Origin of the sequence: Tepidicella xavieri (assembly GCF_004363315.1) — a bacterium.
GTDB classification, from domain to species: Bacteria; Pseudomonadota; Gammaproteobacteria; order Burkholderiales; family Burkholderiaceae_C; genus Tepidicella; species Tepidicella xavieri.
This window is the reverse complement of record NZ_SNYL01000009.1, coordinates 24,439-44,036: the sequence shown is the minus strand read 5'-3', so window position 1 is coordinate 44,036 and position 19,598 is coordinate 24,439. Positions and strand designations below refer to the sequence as shown.

The window sequence follows — 19,598 nt, the reverse complement described above, 5'->3', positions numbered from 1 at the left end:
GAAATCCACGTGGCACGTTATCTCGGCCCCAAGGCCAAACTCTCCCGCCGTGAAGGCACCGATCTGCTGCTCAAGAGCGCCCGCCGCTCCATCAGTGACAAGGCCAAGTTCGACTCCAAGCCCGGCCAGCATGGCCGCACTTCCGGCCAGCGCACCTCTGACTTTGGCCTGCAACTGCGCGAAAAGCAGAAGGTCAAGCGCATGTATGGCGTGCTGGAGCGGCAGTTCCGCCGTTACTTTGCCGAAGCCGACCGCCGCCGTGGCAACACCGGCTCCAACCTGCTGAGCCTGCTGGAGTCGCGACTGGACAACGTGGTGTTCCGCATGGGCTTTGCCTCGACCCGCGCCGAAGCGCGTCAACTGGTGTCGCACAAGGCCATTCTGGTCAATGGGCAGAGCGTCAACATCCCCTCCTATCTGGTGAAGGCTGGCGACGTGGTGGCGGTGCGTGAGAAGTCGCGCAACCAGGCCCGCGTCAAGGAGGCGTTGGAACTGGCCAAGCAGATCGGCTTCCCCGCCTGGGTGGAGGTGTCTGCCGACAAGGCCGAGGGCACGTTCAAGAAGGTGCCGGACCGCGATGAGTTTGGCGCCGACATCAACGAATCGCTGATTGTCGAACTGTACTCGCGTTGATCGCGAGTCTCTCTCTAGAGCCCGGATTCTGCCGCTGGCGGGGTCCGGGATTTTGTGCTCCATCGGCCTTATCGGTGTAACGAGCCGAGGGTATTGAAGGAAGTCCGAATGCTGAATAACCTGCTCAAACCCAAGAACATCCATGTCGAGCACCTCTCGCCGACCCGTGCCGAGGTGACGCTCGAGCCCTTCGAGCGGGGTTACGGGCACACCCTGGGCAACGCCTTGCGCCGTGTGCTGCTGTCTTCCATGGTGGGTCACGCCCCGACGGAGGTGACGATTGCCGGGGTGGTGCACGAGTACTCCTCGATCGATGGCGTGCAGGAGGATGTGGTCAACATCCTGCTCAACCTCAAGGGGGTGGTGTTCAAGCTGCACAACCGCGACGAGGTCACGCTGAGCCTGCGCAAAGACGGGGAAGGCCCCGTCACGGCAGCCGACATCCAGACGCCGCACGATGTGGAGATCCTCAACCCCGAGCATCACATCGCCACGCTGGCCGCCGGTGCCAAGCTGGACATGCAGATCAAGGTCGAAAAGGGCCGTGGTTATGTGCCTGGCAACCTGCGCCGCGGCGACGACAGCACCCGCTCCATCGGGCGCATCGTGCTGGACGCGTCGTTTTCCCCGATCAAGCGCGTGAGCTATGCGGTGGAAAATGCCCGGGTCGAGCAGCGTACCGATCTCGACAAGCTGGTGATGGATATCGAGACCAACGGCTCCATCACGCCCGAAGAGGCCGTGCGTGCGGCGGCCAAGATTCTGGTGGAGCAATTGGCCGTGTTTGCCCAGATCGATGGCCTGGGTGCCGATGGCAGCGTCGGTAAGGCCACGGGCAGCACCCAGCAGTTCGATCCGATCCTGTTGCGCCCGGTGGACGAGCTGGAGCTGACCGTGCGGTCGGCCAACTGCCTCAAGGCCGAGAACATTTACTACATCGGTGACCTGATCCAGCGCACCGAGAACGAGCTGCTCAAGACCCCGAACCTGGGTCGCAAGTCGCTCAACGAAATCAAGGAAGTGCTGGCTTCGCGCGGCTTGACGCTGGGCATGAAGCTGGAAAACTGGCCGCCCGCCGGTCTGGAAAAGCACTGATCGCGTTTTTTTCACTGCCCTGACCCCCCGCAGTACCTGATACGGCTGCGGGTGACACTAGAAAGGAAATCACCATGCGTCACGGACACGGACTTCGCAAACTCAACCGCACCAGCAGCCACCGCCTGGCCATGCTGCGCAACATGATGAACTCGCTGCTGACGCACGAGGCCATCAAGACCACGCTGCCCAAGGCCAAGGAACTGCGCCGCGTCGTCGAGCCCATGATCACCCTGGCCAAAGAGCCGACCCTGGCCAACAAGCGTCTGGCCTTCGACCGCCTGCGCGACCGCGATGTGGTCGTCAAGCTGTTCAACGAGCTGGGCCCGCGCTTCAAGGCGCGTCCAGGCGGCTACACCCGCATTCTGAAGATGGGTTTCCGCGTGGGTGACAACGCCCCGATGGCCCTGATCGAGCTGGTGGACCGCGCCGAGGAAAAACCGGCCGAAGAGGTTGCAGCAGCCGAGTAAATCGTGCTAGAATAACAGTCTTGACGCGGAGTGGAGCAGCCTGGTAGCTCGTTGGGCTCATAACCCAAAGGTCGCAAGTTCAAATCTTGCCTCCGCAACCATATTCAGAAACCCTCTGCCAGCGCAGAGGGTTTTTTTCTGGGCGCAAGCCGTTGTGGGGATTGCTCCGTGCTGCCGCAGACACCCTGGTTGACCGAAGCCGCATTGGCCGCGCAGCCCTGGGCCAGGGCGGCCTGGACGTGGCTGCACGAGCCGGGTTCCGTCACGCAGCGCTTGCGGCGTTGCTTTGCCGAAGTGACGGTCCGGGTGCTCGACGAAGGGGTGCTCGAGCCCCAGGCCGATGAATGGGAGGGTTTGTCGGACCGAGGGATGGCCCCTTGCTGGGTGCGCGAGGTGTGCTTGCACAGCCGCGGGGTGCCTTTGGTCCATGCCCGCACCGTGATCCCAGATTGGCACCCTGGCAACCCGTGGCATGAGTTGGGGGCGTTGGGCAGCCGCCCATTGGGCGAGCGATTGTTTGCGGATGGCGATGGCGTTCGCGGCGAGCGGCGTTTTGCCTGGACTTCGCCAGCGCCGGCATCCCCCATGGCGCAGCAGGATGGCGAACGTTGTCGGCCCACGCGGCGCACCTGGTACGAGCGCCAGGGGGCGTGGCTGATGCTGACCGAAGCTTTCGAGGCGCCTCTGTGGACCGATGCCGTTGAGCCGCCGGCGGCTTCCCATGCCCGTGGATGACACGGCATGGCATGGGGCGTGCTTGGGACGAAGCGAAAACAGGGGAGCGGCGTGCGCGTGGCAGGCGCTCGGGCGTTTTCAGGCGCTGGCTCAGGCCGCCAGTGGCCAAGGTGGCATCGCCGTGGTGTCAGACGAGCTCACAGTGGCAGTGGTGGTGGCCTGCAGCCCTTGCAGCACATCACCCACGACGATGATGGCAGGGCTGCCGAGGGCGTGATCGTTCAAAGTCTGGGTCAGCCGGTCCAGCGTGGCCACGGCGTGTCGCTGCTGGGGCAGCGTGGCATGCTGAACGATGGCCACGGGGGTGTCGGCGGGAAGCCCTTGGAGCAGGCCGTCTTGGATGTGTGCCACGCTGGTCACGCCCATGTAGATGACCAGGGTCAGCCGCGCGGCCGCGGCGCAGTGTGCCAGGGTGGCCCAGTCGGTGCCTGGGTCGCCGGGCTTGGCATGGCCGGTGACGAACACCACGCCGTGGGCATGGTCGCGATGGGTCAGCGGTACATGCAGGCTGGTTGCCGCCGCCAGACCGGCCGTGATGCCATTGATCACCCGAACCTCCACGCCAGCAGCGCGCAGATGTTCGACCTCCTCACCGCCACGGCCAAAGATGAAGGGGTCGCCGCCCTTGAGGCGAACCACCGTTTCACCCGCCTGGGCCTGCTGGATCATCAGCTTTTCGATGAAGGCTTGCGGGGTGGACGCGCAGCCGCCGCGTTTGCCCACAGGGATGACACGCGCACGGGGTTGGGCGTGGGCGAGGACGGCCTCATTGACCAGATCGTCCACCAGCAAGACGGTGGCCGAAGCGATTGCCCGCACGGCTTTGAGGGTGAGCAATTCCGGGTCGCCAGGGCCGGCGCCAACGAGGGTGACGGAACCGGCAGAGGGCGGATGGGCGATGGTCGGCGTGCTCATGGTGCTGACTCCAGGGCAAGGGTGGGAGAAAGCCGGCAGACATCACACAAATGGTGGACTTGCAGGGCGATCGGTAAAGGCGTGGGCAAGGTTCTATCCAGGACAGCGCGGATGTAAGCCGCCGTCCGCGCAATGTCGGTGCCCGGGGGGAGTTCAGGCAGGTCGGCCAGTGGTCCGGTTTGCGCGGGTTGTACGGTGCGACTCTGGCCGGCATGAAACAACGTCATCTGGGGAGTGCGGCGAGGATCGGCGACGGGTTCGCCTTCTGTTCCGCGCAGCAGCAAGGCGGTCTGACCGCTGAGGCGAAACAGGGCGCTCATGCTGTGCAGGTATTCGGGGTGGGTGTAACTGGTGACCAGCACAGCAGCGGGTACAGGCTGCATGAGTTTGACCAAGCTGTGGGCGCTGTTGCGCAACCCAATGGTGCGACGCACGTCCAGCAGCTTTTGCAAAGCTGGGAGCAGGGTGTGGGTCGGGAGAAACGCAATGCCAACCGAGGGGGGGAGTTCCTGCAAGCGATTGGGCCAGTGAATGCCGCTGACGCCTTGGGCATGCAGACTGCGCAGGATTTCGGCGGATGTGATCCGGTCTGGATCTTGTGACTGGCCATGAATCAGGACGCGCAGGCCACAGCGGGCCAGCAGCAAAGCCAGCAGCGGCGTGAGCACCGGCAATTTGCGCGCCCCGTTGTAGCTGGGCAGTACCACGGTCGGCACATCGGTAGCCGAGACGCTGGGTAGGCGCGCGTGGATGGCATCAAGAAATCCAGCCAGTTCCAGAGGTGTTTCGCCTTTGACGCGCATGGCAATGCAGAAGGCGCCAAGTTCCAAATCACTGACTTCACCATCCAGAATGCGGCCCATCAGATCGGCGGACTGGGTGCGGTCCAAAGATCGGGCGCCATCTTTGCCGCGACCGATGTCTTTGAGGTAAACCGAAATGCCCATTTCTTAATTGTGAGGTTTTTTTGATAAATTTAGGTTATATAGAAAGATTGTTTGACTGCTGATGGGTCAGTCGTTTGAGTTCGGGCAGGCAGGAACCGCATTGGGTGCCGCAGCCCAGACGTGTTTGCAGGATGTGCAGATGCTCGCTGGCGGCGCAATCCAGCCCCGCCAGGCAGTCGAGAATGGCGGCCTCGGTCACACCCAGGCAATTGCAGATGGTTTTGCCGCGTTGGACGGGTAGCTTGCCAGGAGGGCGTTGAATGGATTGCAGCAAGATGGGGCCCGTGAAGGGGCAGGGGGTGGTGTCGCGCAGCAGGTGTGACAACCAGGTGGCAGAGCGACTGTCGCCTGAGAACAGAAAGCTTTGCAGGTGTCGGCCTTCGGGGCCGGTCAAGCGGATGCGACGGTGCTGCTGACGCGGCGCATCGTCGTAGCGCAGGGTTTCAGGGTGATCGAGCTGCAAGGCTGCGCACAGAGGCTCCAGCCACGACAACGTCGGCTCAGGGGCTTGCGCATGAGCCGCTTGGAACCACAAACCAACAGGTGTGTTCGATGCAGGCGCTTGAGCAGAGGGGGGCGCAAAGGGAACGCAAACGGCGTAATCGAATTGGGTGAGCAGCGGGCGCAACTGGCGCAAGGTCAGCAAAGCGCTGTGGGCGGGCAGCCAGGCGAGGGCTTGTACGGTCCAGGGCAGATAGACGGGGTCAATGCGGACGGCGGTGTGTTTGAGCTCTGGCTGCTTGGCTTGCGGACAGAAAGCTGACGTGGTGAGGCCATTGACACCGGCCAGTGCCGTGCCTTCGTCCGAGCGTCCGCCGATGTGCTCACTGCCCCAGTGCATGGGGACGAAGCACTGACGGCGATGCAGTTCATGGGAGGGGTGGGCAGGCAGCACGAGGCTGCCGCGCGCGCTTTGCACGCGCACGAGCTGTCCGGGTTTCAGCCCCGATTCAGCCATGTCTTGCGGGTGCATCCACAATTGGGGTTCGGGAATATGGCCGAACAAGGTGCCGAGCGTGCCGGTGCGACTCATGCCGTGCCATTGGTCGCGCAGGCGACCTGTGGTCATGGCATAGGGGTATCGCGCACTCCGGTCCTCTGCGGGTGGGCGATAAGGGGAGGCGACAAACCGGGCACGGCCGTCGGCAGTGGGAAAGCGACCATCTTCATACAGGCGCGGTGTCCCGGTGCTTCGTCCTTCGGGGAAGGGCCACTGTTGAGGTGCGGTTTCCAAAATGGTGTAGCTCAGGCCGGTGATGTCCAGATCCCGGCCACGGGTGCTTTCCCGATGCTCGTTCCAGATCGCTTGCGGGTTGTCGTACGGGAACAAGGTGCCATGGCTGCGCCGTGGCAAACGCTGCTCCAACCGACGGGCCAGATCGACCACGATGCGCCAGTCGTGTCGCGGGCCTGTGCCATCGGCGGCACGTGGCGGAGGGACGGCGGCTCTTACGCGGCTGATGCACCGTTCGCTGTTGGTGACGGTGCCTTCTTTTTCTCCCCAGGTGGTGGCGGGCAGCAGCAGGTCGGCCCAGTCGCAAGTGGCAGAGGTGGCAAAGGCCTCCTGCACGATGACCAGTTCAGCCCGTTGCAGCGCGCGGCGCACGGTGGCCTGGTCAGGCATGGACTGGGCCGGGTTGGTGCAGGCGATCCACAAGGCTTTGATCTGACCGTCGGCCGCGGCTTCGAACATCTCGACGGCGGTCTTGCCAGGCAAAGCGGGCAGATCGGTGCCAGGGAGCAATTGCCATAGAGCAGCCATTTCAGCCCGGTGGGCAGGGTTGGACAGATCGCGATGGGCGCTGAGCAGATTGGCCAGGCCGCCGACTTCGCGTCCGCCCATGGCGTTGGGTTGACCCGTCAGAGAAAACGGTCCAGCGCCCGGGCGCCCGATTTGGCCGCAGGCCAGGTGCAGGTTGATGAGACAGGCGTTTTTGTCGGTGCCGCTGCTGGACTGGTTCAGCCCCTGGCAATAGAGGCTGAGGGTAGGTAGTCGCTGCGCGCTGGGAAGCGAGGTGGCTGGTTTACCATCGGGGACGCCCGCGAACCAGCGGGCAGCGGTGTAAAGATTGTCCGGGGACAGGCCGCAGACCTGTGCCACGGCAGCAGGGGTGTAGCTCTGTACCAGTTGGCGCAGTTCGGTAAAACCGGTGGTGTGCTGTTCGATGTAGGTGCTGTCCACCCAGCCTTCGGTCAGCATGATGTGCAGCAATCCATGAAAGAGCATCACGTCGGTGCCGGGTTGGAGCGGCAGATACAGATCGGCCAGACTGGCGGTGTCGGTGCGGCGCGGGTCGGCCACGATGATGCGCATCTCGGGCCGTCGGGCTTTGGCCGTTTCGATGCGACGAAACAACACCGGATGAGCCCAGGCAGTATTGCTGCCTGCGATGAATAGACAGTGGGCATGGTCGATGTCGGCGTAGCAGGCCGGCGGGGCGTCGGCTCCCAGTGTGAGCTTGTAAGCGGCCACGGCGCTGCTCATGCACAAGCGGGAGTTGGTGTCGATGTTGTTGGTGCCTAACAACCCTTTGGCGAGTTTGTTGAACACGTAATAGTCTTCGGTGAGCAGCTGTCCGCTGATGTAGAAGCCCACGGCGTCGGGGCCATGACGGCACACGATCTCGGCCAATCGGTTGGCGGCCCAGTCCAGGGCCTGGTCCCAGCGTAAGGGTTGCGGGGCGCTGCCTCGTCGGTCACGGCGCATCGGTTGCAGCAAGCGGACCTGCGCGGCAACCGCCGGGTCTGCGGTGTGGTGCAGGGTGGAGCCCTTGGTACATAGCCGCCCGCGATTGGCGGGATGGTCCGGGTCGCCACGCACCCCGACGATCCGCTCGCTCACGCTGTCGATCAGCACCCCGCAACCCACGCCGCAGTAGGGGCAGGTGGAGCGGGTGGTCCGCAGGGGGAGGGTGTTCGAGGGGGGTGGGGTTCTCACGGGGATATCTTCCAAAAGACACTGGGGATGCGTCAGGTCATGGGTGGCATCGTGTCCGGGGGCCCGCGACCGGGCGCGAGAGGTCGGTGGCATGGTGGGCCAGTTCCTGAGCATCCATCCACACTTCACCGTTTTGGATCTGAACGCGGAAGTGCGGGGTACAGCCTTCGTCCGGTGCAGCGGCTTGTCCGTCGCGCAGGCCGATGGTCCAGTTGTGCAGCGGGCAGGCCACGCTGTGGCCAAAAACCATGCCTTGACTCAGTGGCCCCCCTTTATGGGGGCAGCGATCGAGCAGGGCGAAGACTTCGTCGTCGGCGTTGCGGAACAGGGCGATATCGAGCCCGCGGGGGCGTGCTACCCGGCGCGACCCGAGCACGGGAATATCGTCGATCCGGCAGATGTATGTCCATTCGGGGGGTTGGGCGGTCATGCCAGGGCTCCTTGGCTACGGGTTTCTGGGGTGGAGGGCGGGGTGACGCAGATCACAGGTTCAAACTGCCGAAGGTCCACCGCGGCCTGGGCAAATTCCACCCAGGGATCGGGTTGACCTTCAAGAGCGGCTTGCAGCCGCTCCCAGAGGCCTTTGCGGCCCGCTGGGTCGTCCAGGATCTTTGCCTTGATGTGGGCGAGACCCACGCGCGCCACGTAGTGACAGGTGCGCTCCAGATACCAGCCTTCCTGACGGTACAGCTCCAGAAAGGCACCGGTGTACTCCAGCACTTCGCTGGCGGTCTTGACCTTGCACAGAAAGTGGGCCACCTCGGTCTTGATGCCGCCGTTGCCGGCGATGTAAATCTCCCAGCCCGAATCGACACCAATGATGCCCACGTCTTTGATGCCCGCCTCCGCACAGTTGCGGGGGCAGCCGCTGACGGCGAGCTTGACCTTGTGGGGCGCATACATGCGCCACAGTGCGCGCTCGAGGTCTTTGCCCATCTGGGTCGAGTCCTGAGTGCCCATACGGCACCATTCGCTGCCGACGCAGGTCTTGACGGTGCGCAACGCCTTGGCGTAAGCGTGTCCGCTGGGCATGCCCAAGTCGCGCCAGACGTGGATGAGGTCTTCCTTTTTCACACCCAACAGGTCGATGCGCTGGCCGCCGGTGACCTTGACGGTGGGGATTTGGTACTTGTCCACCACGTCGGCGATACGGCGCAATTCGGCGGCGCTGGTTTCCCCGCCCCACATGCGAGGCACCACGCTGTACGTGCCGTCTTTCTGGATGTTGGCGTGGCTGCGTTCGTTGATGAACCGGCTCTGGGGATCGTCCTTGGCTTCCTGAGGCCAGGTGCTGATCAGATAGTAATTGACCGCTGGGCGGCAGGTGGCACAGCCGTTCGGGGTTTTCCAGCCCAGGGTGGCGAAGGTGTCCGCAATGGTCAGCAGTCGGCGCTCGCGGATGGCATCACGCACCTCCTGATGGCTGTGGTCGGTACAGCCACACAAGGCTTTTTTCTTGGGCGCGGCGCTGTAGTCGCCGCCAGCGGTGAACATGAGCAATTGCTCAACCAGCCCGGTGCAAGAGCCACAGGACGCGCTGGCCTTGGTGTGTTTGCGCACATCTTCCAGCGTGAATAGCCCTTTGTCACGGATGGCTTGGCAGATGGCACCTTTGGTCACGCCGTTGCAGCCACAGACTTCATCGCTGTCGGCCATGGCGGCGGCCTGTTGGTGACCTTGGTGGCCCGTGTCACCAAGGTTCGATTCACCAAACATGAGCCGGTCGCGCAAGTCCCCAATATGGCGGCCTTCGCGCAGCAGTTTGAAGTACCACGCACCGTCTGCGGTGTCACCATACAGACAGGCGCCCACGAGGCGATCGCCTTGAATGACGAGTTTTTTGTAGATGCCACCCACAGGGTCGCTCAGCAGGATTTCCTCGCAGCCGGCGCCCCCCATGAAGTTGCCTGCGGAAAACAGGTCGATGCCAGTGACTTTCAGCTTGGTGGATGTTTGTGAACCCGCGTACCGACCGATGCCGAATTCGGCCAGATGGTTGGCCAGCACTTTGGCCTGCTCGAACAGGGGGGCCACCAAGCCATAAGCGATGCCGCGGTGACTGGCGCATTCGCCCACCGCGTAGATGCGTGGGTCGGTGACGGTTTGCAGGGTGTCGCTGACGACGATGCCCCGATTGACGTGCAGTCGCATGCGCTCGGCCAGTGCAGTGTTGGGGCGGATGCCCACCGCCATCACCACCAGGTCGGCAGGGATTTGATCGCCGTTTTGGAACAGCACGGCTCCGACGCGGCCTCCCTCATGGGGGAGAAGCGCCGCTGTTTGCGTCTGCAGGCGAAACTTCAGCCCCCTGGATTCGAGCGCGGCTTGCAGCATGCGCCCGGCGGCTTCGTCGAGTTGGCGCTCCATCAGCCAAGGGGCGGCATGCACCACGGTCACCTCCATGCCCCGCGTCATCAGGCCGTTGGCCGCTTCCAGGCCAAGCAGACCTCCGCCAATCACCACGGCGTGCCGGTATTTCCTGGCTGCTTCGATCATGGCTTGGGTGTCGGCGATGTCGCGGTATGCAAGCACGCCCGGCAGGTCGTGGCCCGGGATGGGGAGGATGAAGGGGTTGGAGCCGGTGGCCAGGATCAACCGGTCGTAGCTCACCTGCAGGTGTTCGCCCTGTGCGTTGCTGGCGCTGACGGTGCGGCGCTGCCGGTCCACTTCGGTGACGGTCCAACCGGCATGCAGCGTGATGCCGTGCTCGGCGTACCATGCCCAGTCATTGAGGATGATGTCGTCCAGCGTCTGCTCGCCGGCCAGCACGGGGGAAAGCAGGATGCGGTTGTAGTTGGGGTGCGGCTCGGCACCGAAGACAGTGATGTCGTAAAGGTCTGGGGCCAGTTTGAGCAACTCTTCCAGGGTGCGTACGCCGGCCATCCCATTGCCGACCATCACCAGTTTCATTTTGTTGCGGGATTTGACTTGCATGTCCATGGATCAGCTCCATTTCGCCATTGAGGCCATAACGCTTTCGGGGCGTTGCCGGCTCAGGCCGCTTTTTCCACGTGGGCCTGGCGGGTGTAAAGAAAGTCGATCACTGCCTTGCGGCAATGCAGGTAGGTGGGGTCCTCGGCCAAGCTGACCCGATGGCGGGGACGAGGAAGCGTCACCGGCAGGATTTCACCGATCGTGGCGGCCGGGCCATTGGTCATCATCACGATGCGGTCGGCCAGCAAGACGGCTTCGTCCACGTCGTGTGTGACCATGACCACCGTGCTCTGGGTGCGGGCCACGATGTCGAGCAACTCGTCTTGGAGCTTGGCCCGGGTCAGCGCATCCAGTGCGCCAAAGGGCTCGTCCATCAGCAGCACCTTCGGTGCCATGGCCAGGGCGCGGGCAATGCCTACGCGCTGCTTCATGCCACCCGAGATTTCGCCAGGCCGCTTCCAGGCTGCGTGCGCCAGACCCACCAATTCCAGAGCGGCATGGGTGCGCTCCTGCAAACGGGCCAGAGGTTCGGTGGGGCCAAAGACCCGTTCCACCCCCAGGAACACGTTGTCGAAACAACTCAGCCAGGGCAGCAGCGAGTGGTTCTGAAACACCATGGCGCGTTCCGGTCCGGGGCCAGTGATTTCGCGGCCGGCGCACAGCAGCACGCCGTCGGTGGGGATCGTCAGACCGGCGATCAGATTGAGCAGGGTGGATTTGCCACAGCCGGAGTGTCCGATCAGGGCCACGAATTCGCCTTTGGCAATCGTCAGATCGATATTGCGCAGAGCCACGAACGGGCCATTTTTTGTCTTGAAGGTCTGGGCCACGCCTTCGAGCTGGATGTATTTGGCCTCATTCATGACTTCACTTCCTCGAATGTGAATGCCGTGGCGAGTTTGATCAGGGCCTGTTCCAGCACCAGACCGACGGTGCCGATCACGAAGATGGCGACGATGATGTTGGTCACGTTCAGGTTGTTCCACTCGTCCCATACCCAGAAGCCGATGCCGACGCCGCCGGTCAGCATCTCGGCGGCAACGATGACGAGCCAGGCCGTGCCGACGGCCAGCCGGACGCCGGTAAGCATGTAGGGCAGCACGGCAGGCAGCAGGATGCGGGTGATCACTTTCCATTCGCTCAGGTCCAATACGCGGGCGACGTTGAGGTAGTCCTGTGGAACCCGCTGTACCCCCACGGCGGTGTTGATCACCATCGGCCAGATCGAGCAGATGAAAATGGTCCAAATGGCCGCCGGGTTCGCGCCTTTGAAGACCAACAAGCCGATGGGCAACCAAGCCAGAGGCGAGACCGGGCGCAACAGGCTGATGATGGGGTTGAACATGCGGCCCAGGAAGTCGAAGCGGCCGATTGCAAAGCCCAGGGGGATGCCAACCAATGCCGCCAGCCCGAAGCCCATCCCCACGCGTTGCAGAGACATCAGCACGTTCCAGCCTATTCCTTGGTCATTGGGGCCGTTTTGGTAGAAAGGGTCGGCAAAAATGGCCTGGGCTTGTTGCCAGGTCTGCAGCGGCGTGGGTATGCCGCTGCCGCTGGATACCGATACCAAATACCATAGCCCCACGAGCAGGGCTAGGCCGAGCAACGGTGGCACGATCCGGTTGACCAATTCTCCGGGCTGGACCCGGTAGGTACGCTCAGGGTAGGGCGTATCGAGACGTGGAGGGGGATGGCGTTCCTCCCCTGAGCACGTGGGGAGACTGGCCTTGATGGGATGAAGCGTTGCAGGTTGGGCTGGGGCATCGACCGCTTCCAGCCTGGTTTTGAGGGTGGCGCTGACCATGGAAGGCTCCTGTTGCGCGATCAGGCGCGCACGGTGAAACTGTCGGCGTATCGGGCGGGCTCTTTGCCGTCCCACACCACGCCATCCATCAGCTTGCTGCTGCGCATTTCACTGGGGGGCAAAGGGGTCTGTGTGGCGGTGGCGGCCTGCCGGTACAGATCGATGCGGTTGATTTCCCGCGCGATCTTCAAATAGTCCGGGTGTTCTTTGATCAGGCCCCAGCGCTTGTGCTGGGTGAGGAACCACATGCCATCGCTCAGATAGGGGAAGTTGACGGCGCCGCCGTCGTAGAACTTCATGTGATCAGGGTCATCCCAGGTGCGTCCCAGCCCGTTTTGGTAGCGTCCCAGGATGCGCTGGTTGATGGCATCGACGCTGGTGTTGACATAGGCGCGAGCGGCAATGGTTTCAGCCATGCGCAGTTTGTTCTGCAGTCCGGCGTCAATCCAGCGGCTGGCCTCCAGAATGGCTGCCATGACGGCGCGACAGGTATTGGGGTTCTTCTGGACGAATTCGGCCGTGGCGCCCAACACTTTCTCCGGGTGGTCCTTCCAGACATCTTGCGTGGTGGCAGCCGTGACCCCAATGCCGTCGAGGATGGCGCGGTGGTTCCACGGTTCGCCGACACAGAAGCCGTCCATATTGCCTACCCGCATGTTGGCCACCATCTGTGGCGGGGGAACGGTGATGACTTTGCTGTCGCGCAGAGGGTGGATGCCGGCCGAGGCCAGCCAGTAGTACAGCCACATGGCATGCGTACCAGTGGGAAAGGTCTGAGCAAAGGTGTATTCGCGCCGGTCTGAGGCCATCAATTTGGCCAGTTCGTTGACGTTGCGTGCACCAGCGTCGGCCAGACGTCGGCTCAGGGTGATGGCCTGGCCGTTGCGGTTGAGCGTCATGAGCACCGCCATGTCTTTTTTAGGGCCGGCGGTGCCCATGTGCACGCCATAAACCAGGCCATATAGCACGTGGGCGAGGTCAAGTTCGCCGTTGACGAGTTTGTCGCGCACGCCGGGCCAACTCGCTTCTTTGGTCGGGATGATCTTGACGCCGTATTTTTCGTCGAAACCCAGTACAGAGGCCATCACCACGCTGGCGCAGTCTGTCAAGGGAATGAAGCCGATACGGACTTCTTTCTTTTCGGGGGCGTCGGAGCCGGCGGCCCACACGCCATGGTGCCCCAGGCTGGCGAACAATGCCCCGCCGCTCAATGCGATCCCTTGGCGCAAGGCGTCGCGCCGGGTGAGGCCATCGGCTCGATCGGGATGGGACGCGGCGGTGGCGGTTGGAAGGACGGTCATGGCTGCTCCTGCAAATGAGAGATGCGGATCGTGCAAACACGAACGGCGTCCACGACACACCCATCGAGGGGGTCGGGGACGCCGTTGTCCTGGTGCTTGCGTTGCTTGTTGACTTGCGCCGCCGTTGGCTCAAGTTTCTGTCAGAGCACAAGCAGCTTTCATGCCAAGCAGTAAATTGCGGTCGGATGGCCAGATGAGGATGGTTAACGCATCTGCGGTGCCCGTGAATGGGGAAAAGCCTGAACCAAACCGGGACGTTGCACGGGCTTGGTGCGTCAGTTCCGAGGGGAGAGCAGGGACGCCATCGACAGCACGGCTTCTGCCACATCGACCATGCGTTTGTTCTGGCGCATCGCCAGGTCGCGCAGGGCTTTGTGTGCAGCTTCTTCGCTGAGTTGCTGATGGGCCATCAGCAGTCCTTTGGCACGCTCGATGAGCTTGCGTTCGTTCAGGCTGGCGCGCACCGTTTCCAGTTCGGCCGATAGCGCCTGCAAGCGCGTGGCCTGATCCTGCACCAGTTCCAGGACCGACTTCTCCAGCGCCAGCCCTATGGGCGGCGCGGGATTGGGGGCTGCTGGATCAGGCGCGTGGAACAGTGGCGCCGCAGCGTGATCGTCGAGCGCACTGGCGTCGCCGTCGAGCCGGGCCTGGAGGGCTTGGATCTCGTGCATTTCGTCAGCGACGCGTCTCAGCCGGCTTTGGCATTGTTCGACCAAGCTGTCGGTGAGCCGCTCTTCCACTTGGCGCATTTCATCCATGCGCTGGCTGCAGGTGTCGAACCAGGTGGCGCTGCGCTGGCTGTCCAGCGGTTGTCCGGGTGGGGTGTTGCACAGCTGGCGACGCAGGCGCTCGATGTCGGCCTGCAACGGCGCAGAACGACTTGCTTGCCACAGAGCGAGTATTTCTTCATCAGCAAAGGTTTCAAACACCTGCAGGCAGCGGTCTTGGGATTCGATGAGGTGCAGCAAGCGTTGCTGGGCATCCCCGTCTGCCCGTCCGGTGGCCAGCATGGCCGAACCGGTTGCCCGTTCCTGTCCGGCCAGCTCTTTGCCTTGCATCAGGTGGAACAGGGCCACCAGTCGGCGCGACAGAGCCAGATCGGTGGCTGTGTCTGCCGCCTCGAAGACGACTGCGAGCAAGCTGGCGATCAGCCGGGTATAGGCGGCCGTCAGCGATGCAGGCGGTGCGCGCAGTCCTTCGACTTCAAGGCGCAGTCGCGGCAATGTTTCTAGCCCGTGAAGGGCAAAAGCGATTCGGCTGTACAGACGGGCTCCATGCCGAGGGGGGGCGGTGTCCAGCGTGTCGAAGCCAGCGCGCAGGGCCGTGCTGGCCGCGTCGCTGCGGGCCAGTTGCAAACGGCGTTCGGCGACAAAGGCTTGCCCGAGCGAGGCGGCGTAGAGGTTGGACAGCCCGCGCTCACGTTGCAATTCATGAATCAGCGCGGCGGTCCGGCGAACCAGGCCGCTGGTCTGTGCGAGTTGTTGCAGGTCGGCCATCTCGCAGCGTTTGGCCGCCAGCAAAAAACACAGGCTGGTTTTGGGGGCAGGGGCATTCATTCAATATGCTGCATAGCAACATTTATGCCGTTGTGGGCAAGAATGGCCCCTTACACTAACGCCATGCTGATTTTGGGTATCGAGTCCTCCTGTGACGAGACGGGGGTGGCGCTGGTGGAAACCGGCGCGGGCGCAGTGCCGCGCCTGCTGGGGCACGCCTTGCACAGCCAGATCGACATGCATCGGGCCTATGGCGGGGTGGTGCCTGAGCTGGCCAGTCGAGATCACATCCGCCGCGTGCTGCCGCTGACCGAAGCGGTGTTGAGGCAGGCGGGCACGACGCTGCAGGCGCTGGACTGGATCGCCTACACCCGCGGGCCGGGGTTGGCCGGGGCCCTGCTGGTGGGCGCGGGCGTGGCCTGCGCGATGGCTGCGGCGTTGGGACGGCCTACGCTGGGCGTCCACCACCTCGAAGGGCATTTGCTCTCGCCTTTTCTCAGCGCCGATCCGCCTGCCTTTCCTTTCGTGGCCTTGCTGGTGTCTGGGGGGCACACCCAGCTCATGCGCGTGGACGGCGTGGGGCGTTATGAGCTGTTGGGCGAGACCATCGATGATGCTGCGGGCGAGGCGTTTGACAAATCGGCCAAGCTGCTCGGTCTGGGCTATCCCGGTGGGCCGGCCTTGTCGCGCCTGGCGCAGCAGGGCGATGCCCAGGCCTTCGCTTTGCCGCGCCCCTTGCTGCACAGTGGCGATTTGGATTTTTCTTTTGCCGGTCTCAAGACGGCGGTGCTGACGCAGGTTCGCAAGCTGGGTGACGCGCTGGAGGCGCGCAAGGCCGATCTGGCAGCGGCCACGCAGGCGGCGATCGTGGAGGTGCTGGTTCGCAAGTCCATGACGGCCCTGCAGCGCACCGGGCTGCGACGCCTGGTCGTGGCCGGTGGCGTCGGGGCCAATGCGCTGTTGCGGCAGCAGCTCGATGCGGCCTGCGCCCGCGCCGGTGTGAGGGTGCACTACCCGGAGCTGCATCTGTGTACCGACAACGGGGCCATGATCGCCCTGGCAGCGGGCATGCGCCTGCAAGCGGGCTTGGTGCCGCTTGCCGCGGCTGACCGCCGGGTGGGCGGTTCCTATGCGTTTGATGTGCGGCCCCGCTGGCCGCTGGCTGAACTCTCGGCCTGAGTGGCGCCGAAGTGCGTGCTTTACATCGCCCGCTTTACATCGCCCGTGATGCGGTGCAGTAAACTGGCGCGCCCCGCGCCTGGCTCGGGGTTGGCGACATGATGTTGGGAGCAGTGATGCGTGTGAAGATGAGCAAGACCTCGCGTGTGTGGGGGATGCCGCGGCTGGGGCGGCGTTCCTGGATGGGGGTGATGGGCCGGGGTCTGGCCGTGGCGGGGTTGACGCTGGCTGCCGTGGCCGTCATGGCGCAGCCAGCCGGCACCGGGCGCCAGGGTCAGCTGGCGCCGATCCGCATCGCCATGATCGAGGGCCTTTCTGGCCCCATGGCCAACACCGGTGAGGCCGTATTCCGCAACCTGGTCTGGGCGGCCGAGCGCGTCAACGCCCGCGGTGGCGTGCCCTTGCCGGGGGGCGCCAGAGCGCTGCAGATCGAGCGCTTCGACAGCAAAGGGCAGACCGAGGAAGCCTTGTCTGCGCTGCGATCGGCCATCGATGCGCACATCGGCATCGTGATGCAGGGCAATTCATCGGCGGTGGCCGCGGGGTTGATCGAAGCCATTCAGCGGCACAACGAGCGCGACCCAGCGCGTCGCGTGGTGTTTCTCAACTACGCCGCCGTGGACCCGGTTCTGACGAACGAGCGCTGCAATTTCTGGCACTTCCGTTTCGACGCCCATGCCGACATGCGCATGGCCGCGCTGATGGACGTGCTCAAGGACGACCGCGAGGTGCGCAGCGTCTATTTGCTCGGGCAGGACTACAGCTTCGGACAAGCCGTGCTGCGCGAGGCGCGGCGGCAATTGGCCATCCAGCGCCCCGACGTGCGCATCGTCGGCGACGAGTTGCACCCGCTCGGGCGCATCAAAGATTTTCTGCCTTACATCACCAAGATCCGCGCCAGTGGTGCCGACGCAGTGATCACCGGCAACTGGGGCAACGATCTGACGTTGCTCGTCAAGGCCGCGCGCGAGGCGGGTTACACAGGCAAGTTCTACACGTTTTACGGCAATGCCCTGGGCGCACCGGCTGCCATGGGTGATGCCGGGATCGGTCGGGTGATTGCCGTGGCCGATTGGTTTCCCAATGTGCCCACCGCCGAATCGCGAGCGTTCTATGAGGCATTTCGCCAGCGTTTCCCGCGCCCGCAGGATGATTACGTCCACATGCGCATGCAGCTGATGATGGAGGCGTTGGCGCAGGCCATCGAGCGCGCTGGCGCGGGGCTGCCCCCGGGGCAGGTGCCTGATGCGCTGGCGATTGCCCGGCAACTGGAGCGTGCCGACGTCACGCTGGCCGGCCAGCGCCTGACCATGCGGGCGGCCGATCATCAGGCCCAGCAATCGCTGGTGGTGGCGGTGATGGAGCGTCAGGGCACCCCCGGGGTCCCGTTCGATGTGGAAGGGTCTGGCTACGGCTTCAGAGTCATCCGGCAATTGCCGCCACAAGCGGCCGAGCAGCCGCACACTTGCCAGATGAGCCGCCCGTGAGCCCGCCTGGCGCCCTGCCATGCCCCGCCGGGGTCAGAGGGCGGCCACCAGGCGGTCGCGCACCGCGCTCATGCCACGGTAGGCCACCACGGCCTCGCTCATCGAGGCGAGGACGGCGCGCAGTTCGGCCGCCCGCTCGGACGCCACTGCGAGCACCTGCGTCAATGGACACACCATCACGCGGATGAAGAACACCCCTGCCTGCAGGGCTGGCAGGGGCAGGGTGGTCTGCCGCTCGATCCGCCACCATGTGCCCTCCAGCAGCGCAGAGCCGCTGGCATCGGCCAAGGCGTCCCAGCGGCTGCGCTGCGCATGGGGGGGCAGCGACAAAGCAGGCGTGGGGGTGAGCAGCCAGACATGCCGCTGCATCCGGTGGCGACGGAAAGCGAGATCCATCAGCCCCGCGGCGCCCGCCAGCAACAATGCGTTGTCGGCCACTGGCGCGTGAATCGTGGCGAAGTCTTGCCCATGTTTTTCCTGGGGCCGCCAGTTGGAAGGGAAGCAGACCGACAGGCATTCCGTCACCATCTGCCCGCGATCGCGCAGCACCACGAAGTCCTCCTGCAGGTTCAGGCTGAGCGCATCGAGTGTCGGGGCGATCGAGAGGCCGGTTTCCGCCCCATACGCATCGGCGATGGCCTGCAGGATCGCGGCATCGGTTTGCCCCACCAGCGCTTCATCGCGGGCTTCCTGCAGAACCCGGGCTTTGGCCACCTGGTAGGCCGGGGCGAGGTCGTCGCGCAGAAACAGGCGCGGCGCCTCGGCCTGGGCCAGATGGCTGAGGCCCGGACGCATGCGAAACGGGCTGTGGACGGGCCAGGGCATCCGCTCGGCCGGGGTGATCGGGGCCGGCAGTGCGTGCGGAGGGATCAGGTCGATAGGGTTCATCGTGTCATCCGCGCCAGAAAAACAGGGCACTCATCACCAGGCCGGTGGCAATCACCACTGCCCGTACCCAAGGGATGGGCAGGCGTTTGGACCAGTGCGCGCCCGCATAGCCACCGGCGGTGGCCGCGATCATCATCAGAATGGCCGGCCCCCAGGCGATGGCGCCAGCCACCGCAAAGGTGATGACCGACAAGAGGGAGAGCACCAGCGAATTCAGGTTTTTCAGGGCATTGGTGGTGTGCAGGCTGCGCTCGCCCGTGACCGTGTACAGCGCCATGAGCAGGATGCCTAGGCCGCCGTTGAAGTAGCCCCCGTAAATGGCCACACCCAGCAAGCCCAGGGCGCGCCAGCGTTCCAAGGGGTGGGCGGCCCCCTCATGGGTGGGGCTCAAGCCGGCCAGTTTGGGGCCCAGCAGGAACAGCGCCGTGGCAAACAGCAGCAGCCAGGGCACGAGGCCCCGAAACACGTGTGCCGGGGTGACGAGCAGCAACAGGGCGCCGGCCACGCCGCCAGTCGCGGCGATCAGGGTTTCGTGGCGCAAGCGCCGGGCGGGTAGCTGGGCCAATTCGGCCTTGAAGCCCAGGGTGCTGCCCATGTAGCCGGGGCTGACGGCCAGCGCGCTGGTGGCATTGGCGACGATGGGGGGAATGCCGGCAAATACCAGGGCCGGGAAGGTCAGGAAGCTGCCGCCACCGGCAATCGCGTTGAGCACACCGGCCGCAAAAGCCGCTGCCGCCAGCAAGGCGGGCATGAACAGGACATCCATCAGAGAAAAC

General features: G+C 64.1%; 17 protein-coding genes and 1 tRNA gene. 7 read left to right on the top strand and 11 right to left on the bottom strand.

The annotated features are described in order from the left end of the window. The first annotated feature begins 9 nt into the window (after nucleotides 1-9). The 5 genes from rpsD (at nucleotide 10) to DFR43_RS08625 (ending at nucleotide 2,933) form a co-directional block, all read left to right on the top strand. Nucleotides 10-633, top strand: coding sequence for a 30S ribosomal protein S4 (gene rpsD, locus DFR43_RS08645; protein WP_133597709.1), 624 nt, complete (start codon nucleotides 10-12; stop codon nucleotides 631-633). Nucleotides 634-741: 108 nt separating this feature from the next. Next, the gene (locus tag DFR43_RS08640) at nucleotides 742-1,728 is read left to right on the top strand and encodes a DNA-directed RNA polymerase subunit alpha (protein WP_133597707.1); all 987 of its coding nucleotides are present in this window, start codon (nucleotides 742-744) and stop codon (nucleotides 1,726-1,728) included. A 74-nt stretch (nucleotides 1,729-1,802) separates the two neighbouring features. Continuing rightward, nucleotides 1,803-2,198, top strand: coding sequence for a 50S ribosomal protein L17 (gene rplQ, locus DFR43_RS08635; RefSeq protein ID WP_133597705.1), 396 nt, complete (start codon nucleotides 1,803-1,805; stop codon nucleotides 2,196-2,198). A 24-nt stretch (nucleotides 2,199-2,222) separates the two neighbouring features. Next, nucleotides 2,223-2,299 (top strand) — tRNA-Met (locus tag DFR43_RS08630). Between the two features lie 67 nt (nucleotides 2,300-2,366). After that, the gene (locus tag DFR43_RS08625; RefSeq protein ID WP_164499720.1) at nucleotides 2,367-2,933 is read left to right on the top strand and encodes a chorismate--pyruvate lyase family protein; all 567 of its coding nucleotides are present in this window, start codon (nucleotides 2,367-2,369) and stop codon (nucleotides 2,931-2,933) included. A 90-nt stretch (nucleotides 2,934-3,023) separates the two neighbouring features. On the opposite strand, the gene cobA is transcribed toward DFR43_RS08625, so the two are convergent. From cobA to DFR43_RS08580, 9 genes are all read right to left on the bottom strand, one after another. Then, entirely contained in the window at nucleotides 3,024-3,848 is an 825-nt protein-coding gene (gene cobA, locus DFR43_RS08620; RefSeq protein ID WP_133597701.1) for a uroporphyrinogen-III C-methyltransferase, read from the bottom strand. Beyond that, nucleotides 3,845-4,795 (bottom strand): DNA-binding protein YbiB, encoded by a 951-nt coding sequence (gene ybiB, locus DFR43_RS08615; protein WP_133597699.1) that lies wholly within the window; start codon nucleotides 4,793-4,795, stop codon nucleotides 3,845-3,847. The genes cobA and ybiB overlap by 4 nt, the downstream gene beginning before the upstream one ends. 34 nt (nucleotides 4,796-4,829) lie before the next feature. Beyond that, the gene (locus DFR43_RS08610) at nucleotides 4,830-7,700 is read right to left on the bottom strand and encodes a nitrate reductase (RefSeq protein ID WP_133597862.1); all 2,871 of its coding nucleotides are present in this window, start codon (nucleotides 7,698-7,700) and stop codon (nucleotides 4,830-4,832) included. Nucleotides 7,701-7,770: 70 nt separating this feature from the next. Beyond that, entirely contained in the window at nucleotides 7,771-8,163 is a 393-nt protein-coding gene (gene nirD, locus DFR43_RS08605; protein ID WP_133597696.1) for a nitrite reductase small subunit NirD, read from the bottom strand. Further along, nucleotides 8,160-10,673 carry a nitrite reductase large subunit NirB gene (gene nirB / locus DFR43_RS08600; RefSeq protein WP_133597694.1) on the bottom strand — a complete coding sequence of 838 codons (2,514 nt, stop codon included), beginning with the start codon at nucleotides 10,671-10,673 and terminating at the stop codon, nucleotides 8,160-8,162. The genes nirD and nirB overlap by 4 nt, the downstream gene beginning before the upstream one ends. Before the next feature lie 53 nt (nucleotides 10,674-10,726). Next, nucleotides 10,727-11,530: an ABC transporter ATP-binding protein gene (locus DFR43_RS08595; RefSeq protein ID WP_133597692.1), complete on the bottom strand. Its 804-nt coding sequence runs from the start codon at nucleotides 11,528-11,530 to the stop codon at nucleotides 10,727-10,729. After that, nucleotides 11,527-12,471, bottom strand: a complete 945-nt coding sequence (gene ntrB / locus DFR43_RS08590; RefSeq protein WP_133597690.1) for a nitrate ABC transporter permease — start codon at nucleotides 12,469-12,471, stop codon at nucleotides 11,527-11,529. The genes DFR43_RS08595 and ntrB overlap by 4 nt, the downstream gene beginning before the upstream one ends. A gap of 20 nt (nucleotides 12,472-12,491) precedes the next feature. After that, a complete protein-coding gene (locus DFR43_RS08585; RefSeq protein ID WP_133597688.1) occupies nucleotides 12,492-13,772 on the bottom strand; it encodes a CmpA/NrtA family ABC transporter substrate-binding protein in 1,281 nt (426 codons plus the stop codon). Nucleotides 13,773-14,047: 275 nt separating this feature from the next. Next, nucleotides 14,048-15,328, bottom strand: coding sequence for a nitrate regulatory protein (locus DFR43_RS08580; protein WP_133597686.1), 1,281 nt, complete (start codon nucleotides 15,326-15,328; stop codon nucleotides 14,048-14,050). Nucleotides 15,329-15,391: 63 nt separating this feature from the next. Between DFR43_RS08580 and tsaD the strand changes: the two genes are divergently transcribed. Beyond that, nucleotides 15,392-16,447 (top strand): tRNA (adenosine(37)-N6)-threonylcarbamoyltransferase complex transferase subunit TsaD, encoded by a 1,056-nt coding sequence (tsaD, locus tag DFR43_RS08575; protein WP_133597684.1) that lies wholly within the window; start codon nucleotides 15,392-15,394, stop codon nucleotides 16,445-16,447. A 242-nt stretch (nucleotides 16,448-16,689) separates the two neighbouring features. Next, nucleotides 16,690-17,934 carry a branched-chain amino acid ABC transporter substrate-binding protein gene (locus DFR43_RS08570; protein WP_245988887.1) on the top strand — a complete coding sequence of 415 codons (1,245 nt, stop codon included), beginning with the start codon at nucleotides 16,690-16,692 and terminating at the stop codon, nucleotides 17,932-17,934. A gap of 33 nt (nucleotides 17,935-17,967) precedes the next feature. Here DFR43_RS08570 and DFR43_RS08565 read toward each other — a convergent pair whose 3' ends face one another. Both DFR43_RS08565 and DFR43_RS08560 read right to left on the bottom strand, forming a co-directional pair. Beyond that, on the bottom strand, nucleotides 17,968-18,822 hold the full coding sequence (locus DFR43_RS08565; RefSeq protein WP_133597682.1) for a heme-dependent oxidative N-demethylase subunit alpha family protein: 855 nt from the start codon (nucleotides 18,820-18,822) through the stop codon (nucleotides 17,968-17,970). A gap of 4 nt (nucleotides 18,823-18,826) precedes the next feature. Further along, the gene (locus DFR43_RS08560) at nucleotides 18,827-19,573 is read right to left on the bottom strand and encodes a sulfite exporter TauE/SafE family protein (protein WP_425471083.1); all 747 of its coding nucleotides are present in this window, start codon (nucleotides 19,571-19,573) and stop codon (nucleotides 18,827-18,829) included. Nucleotides 19,574-19,598 lie beyond the last annotated feature (25 nt).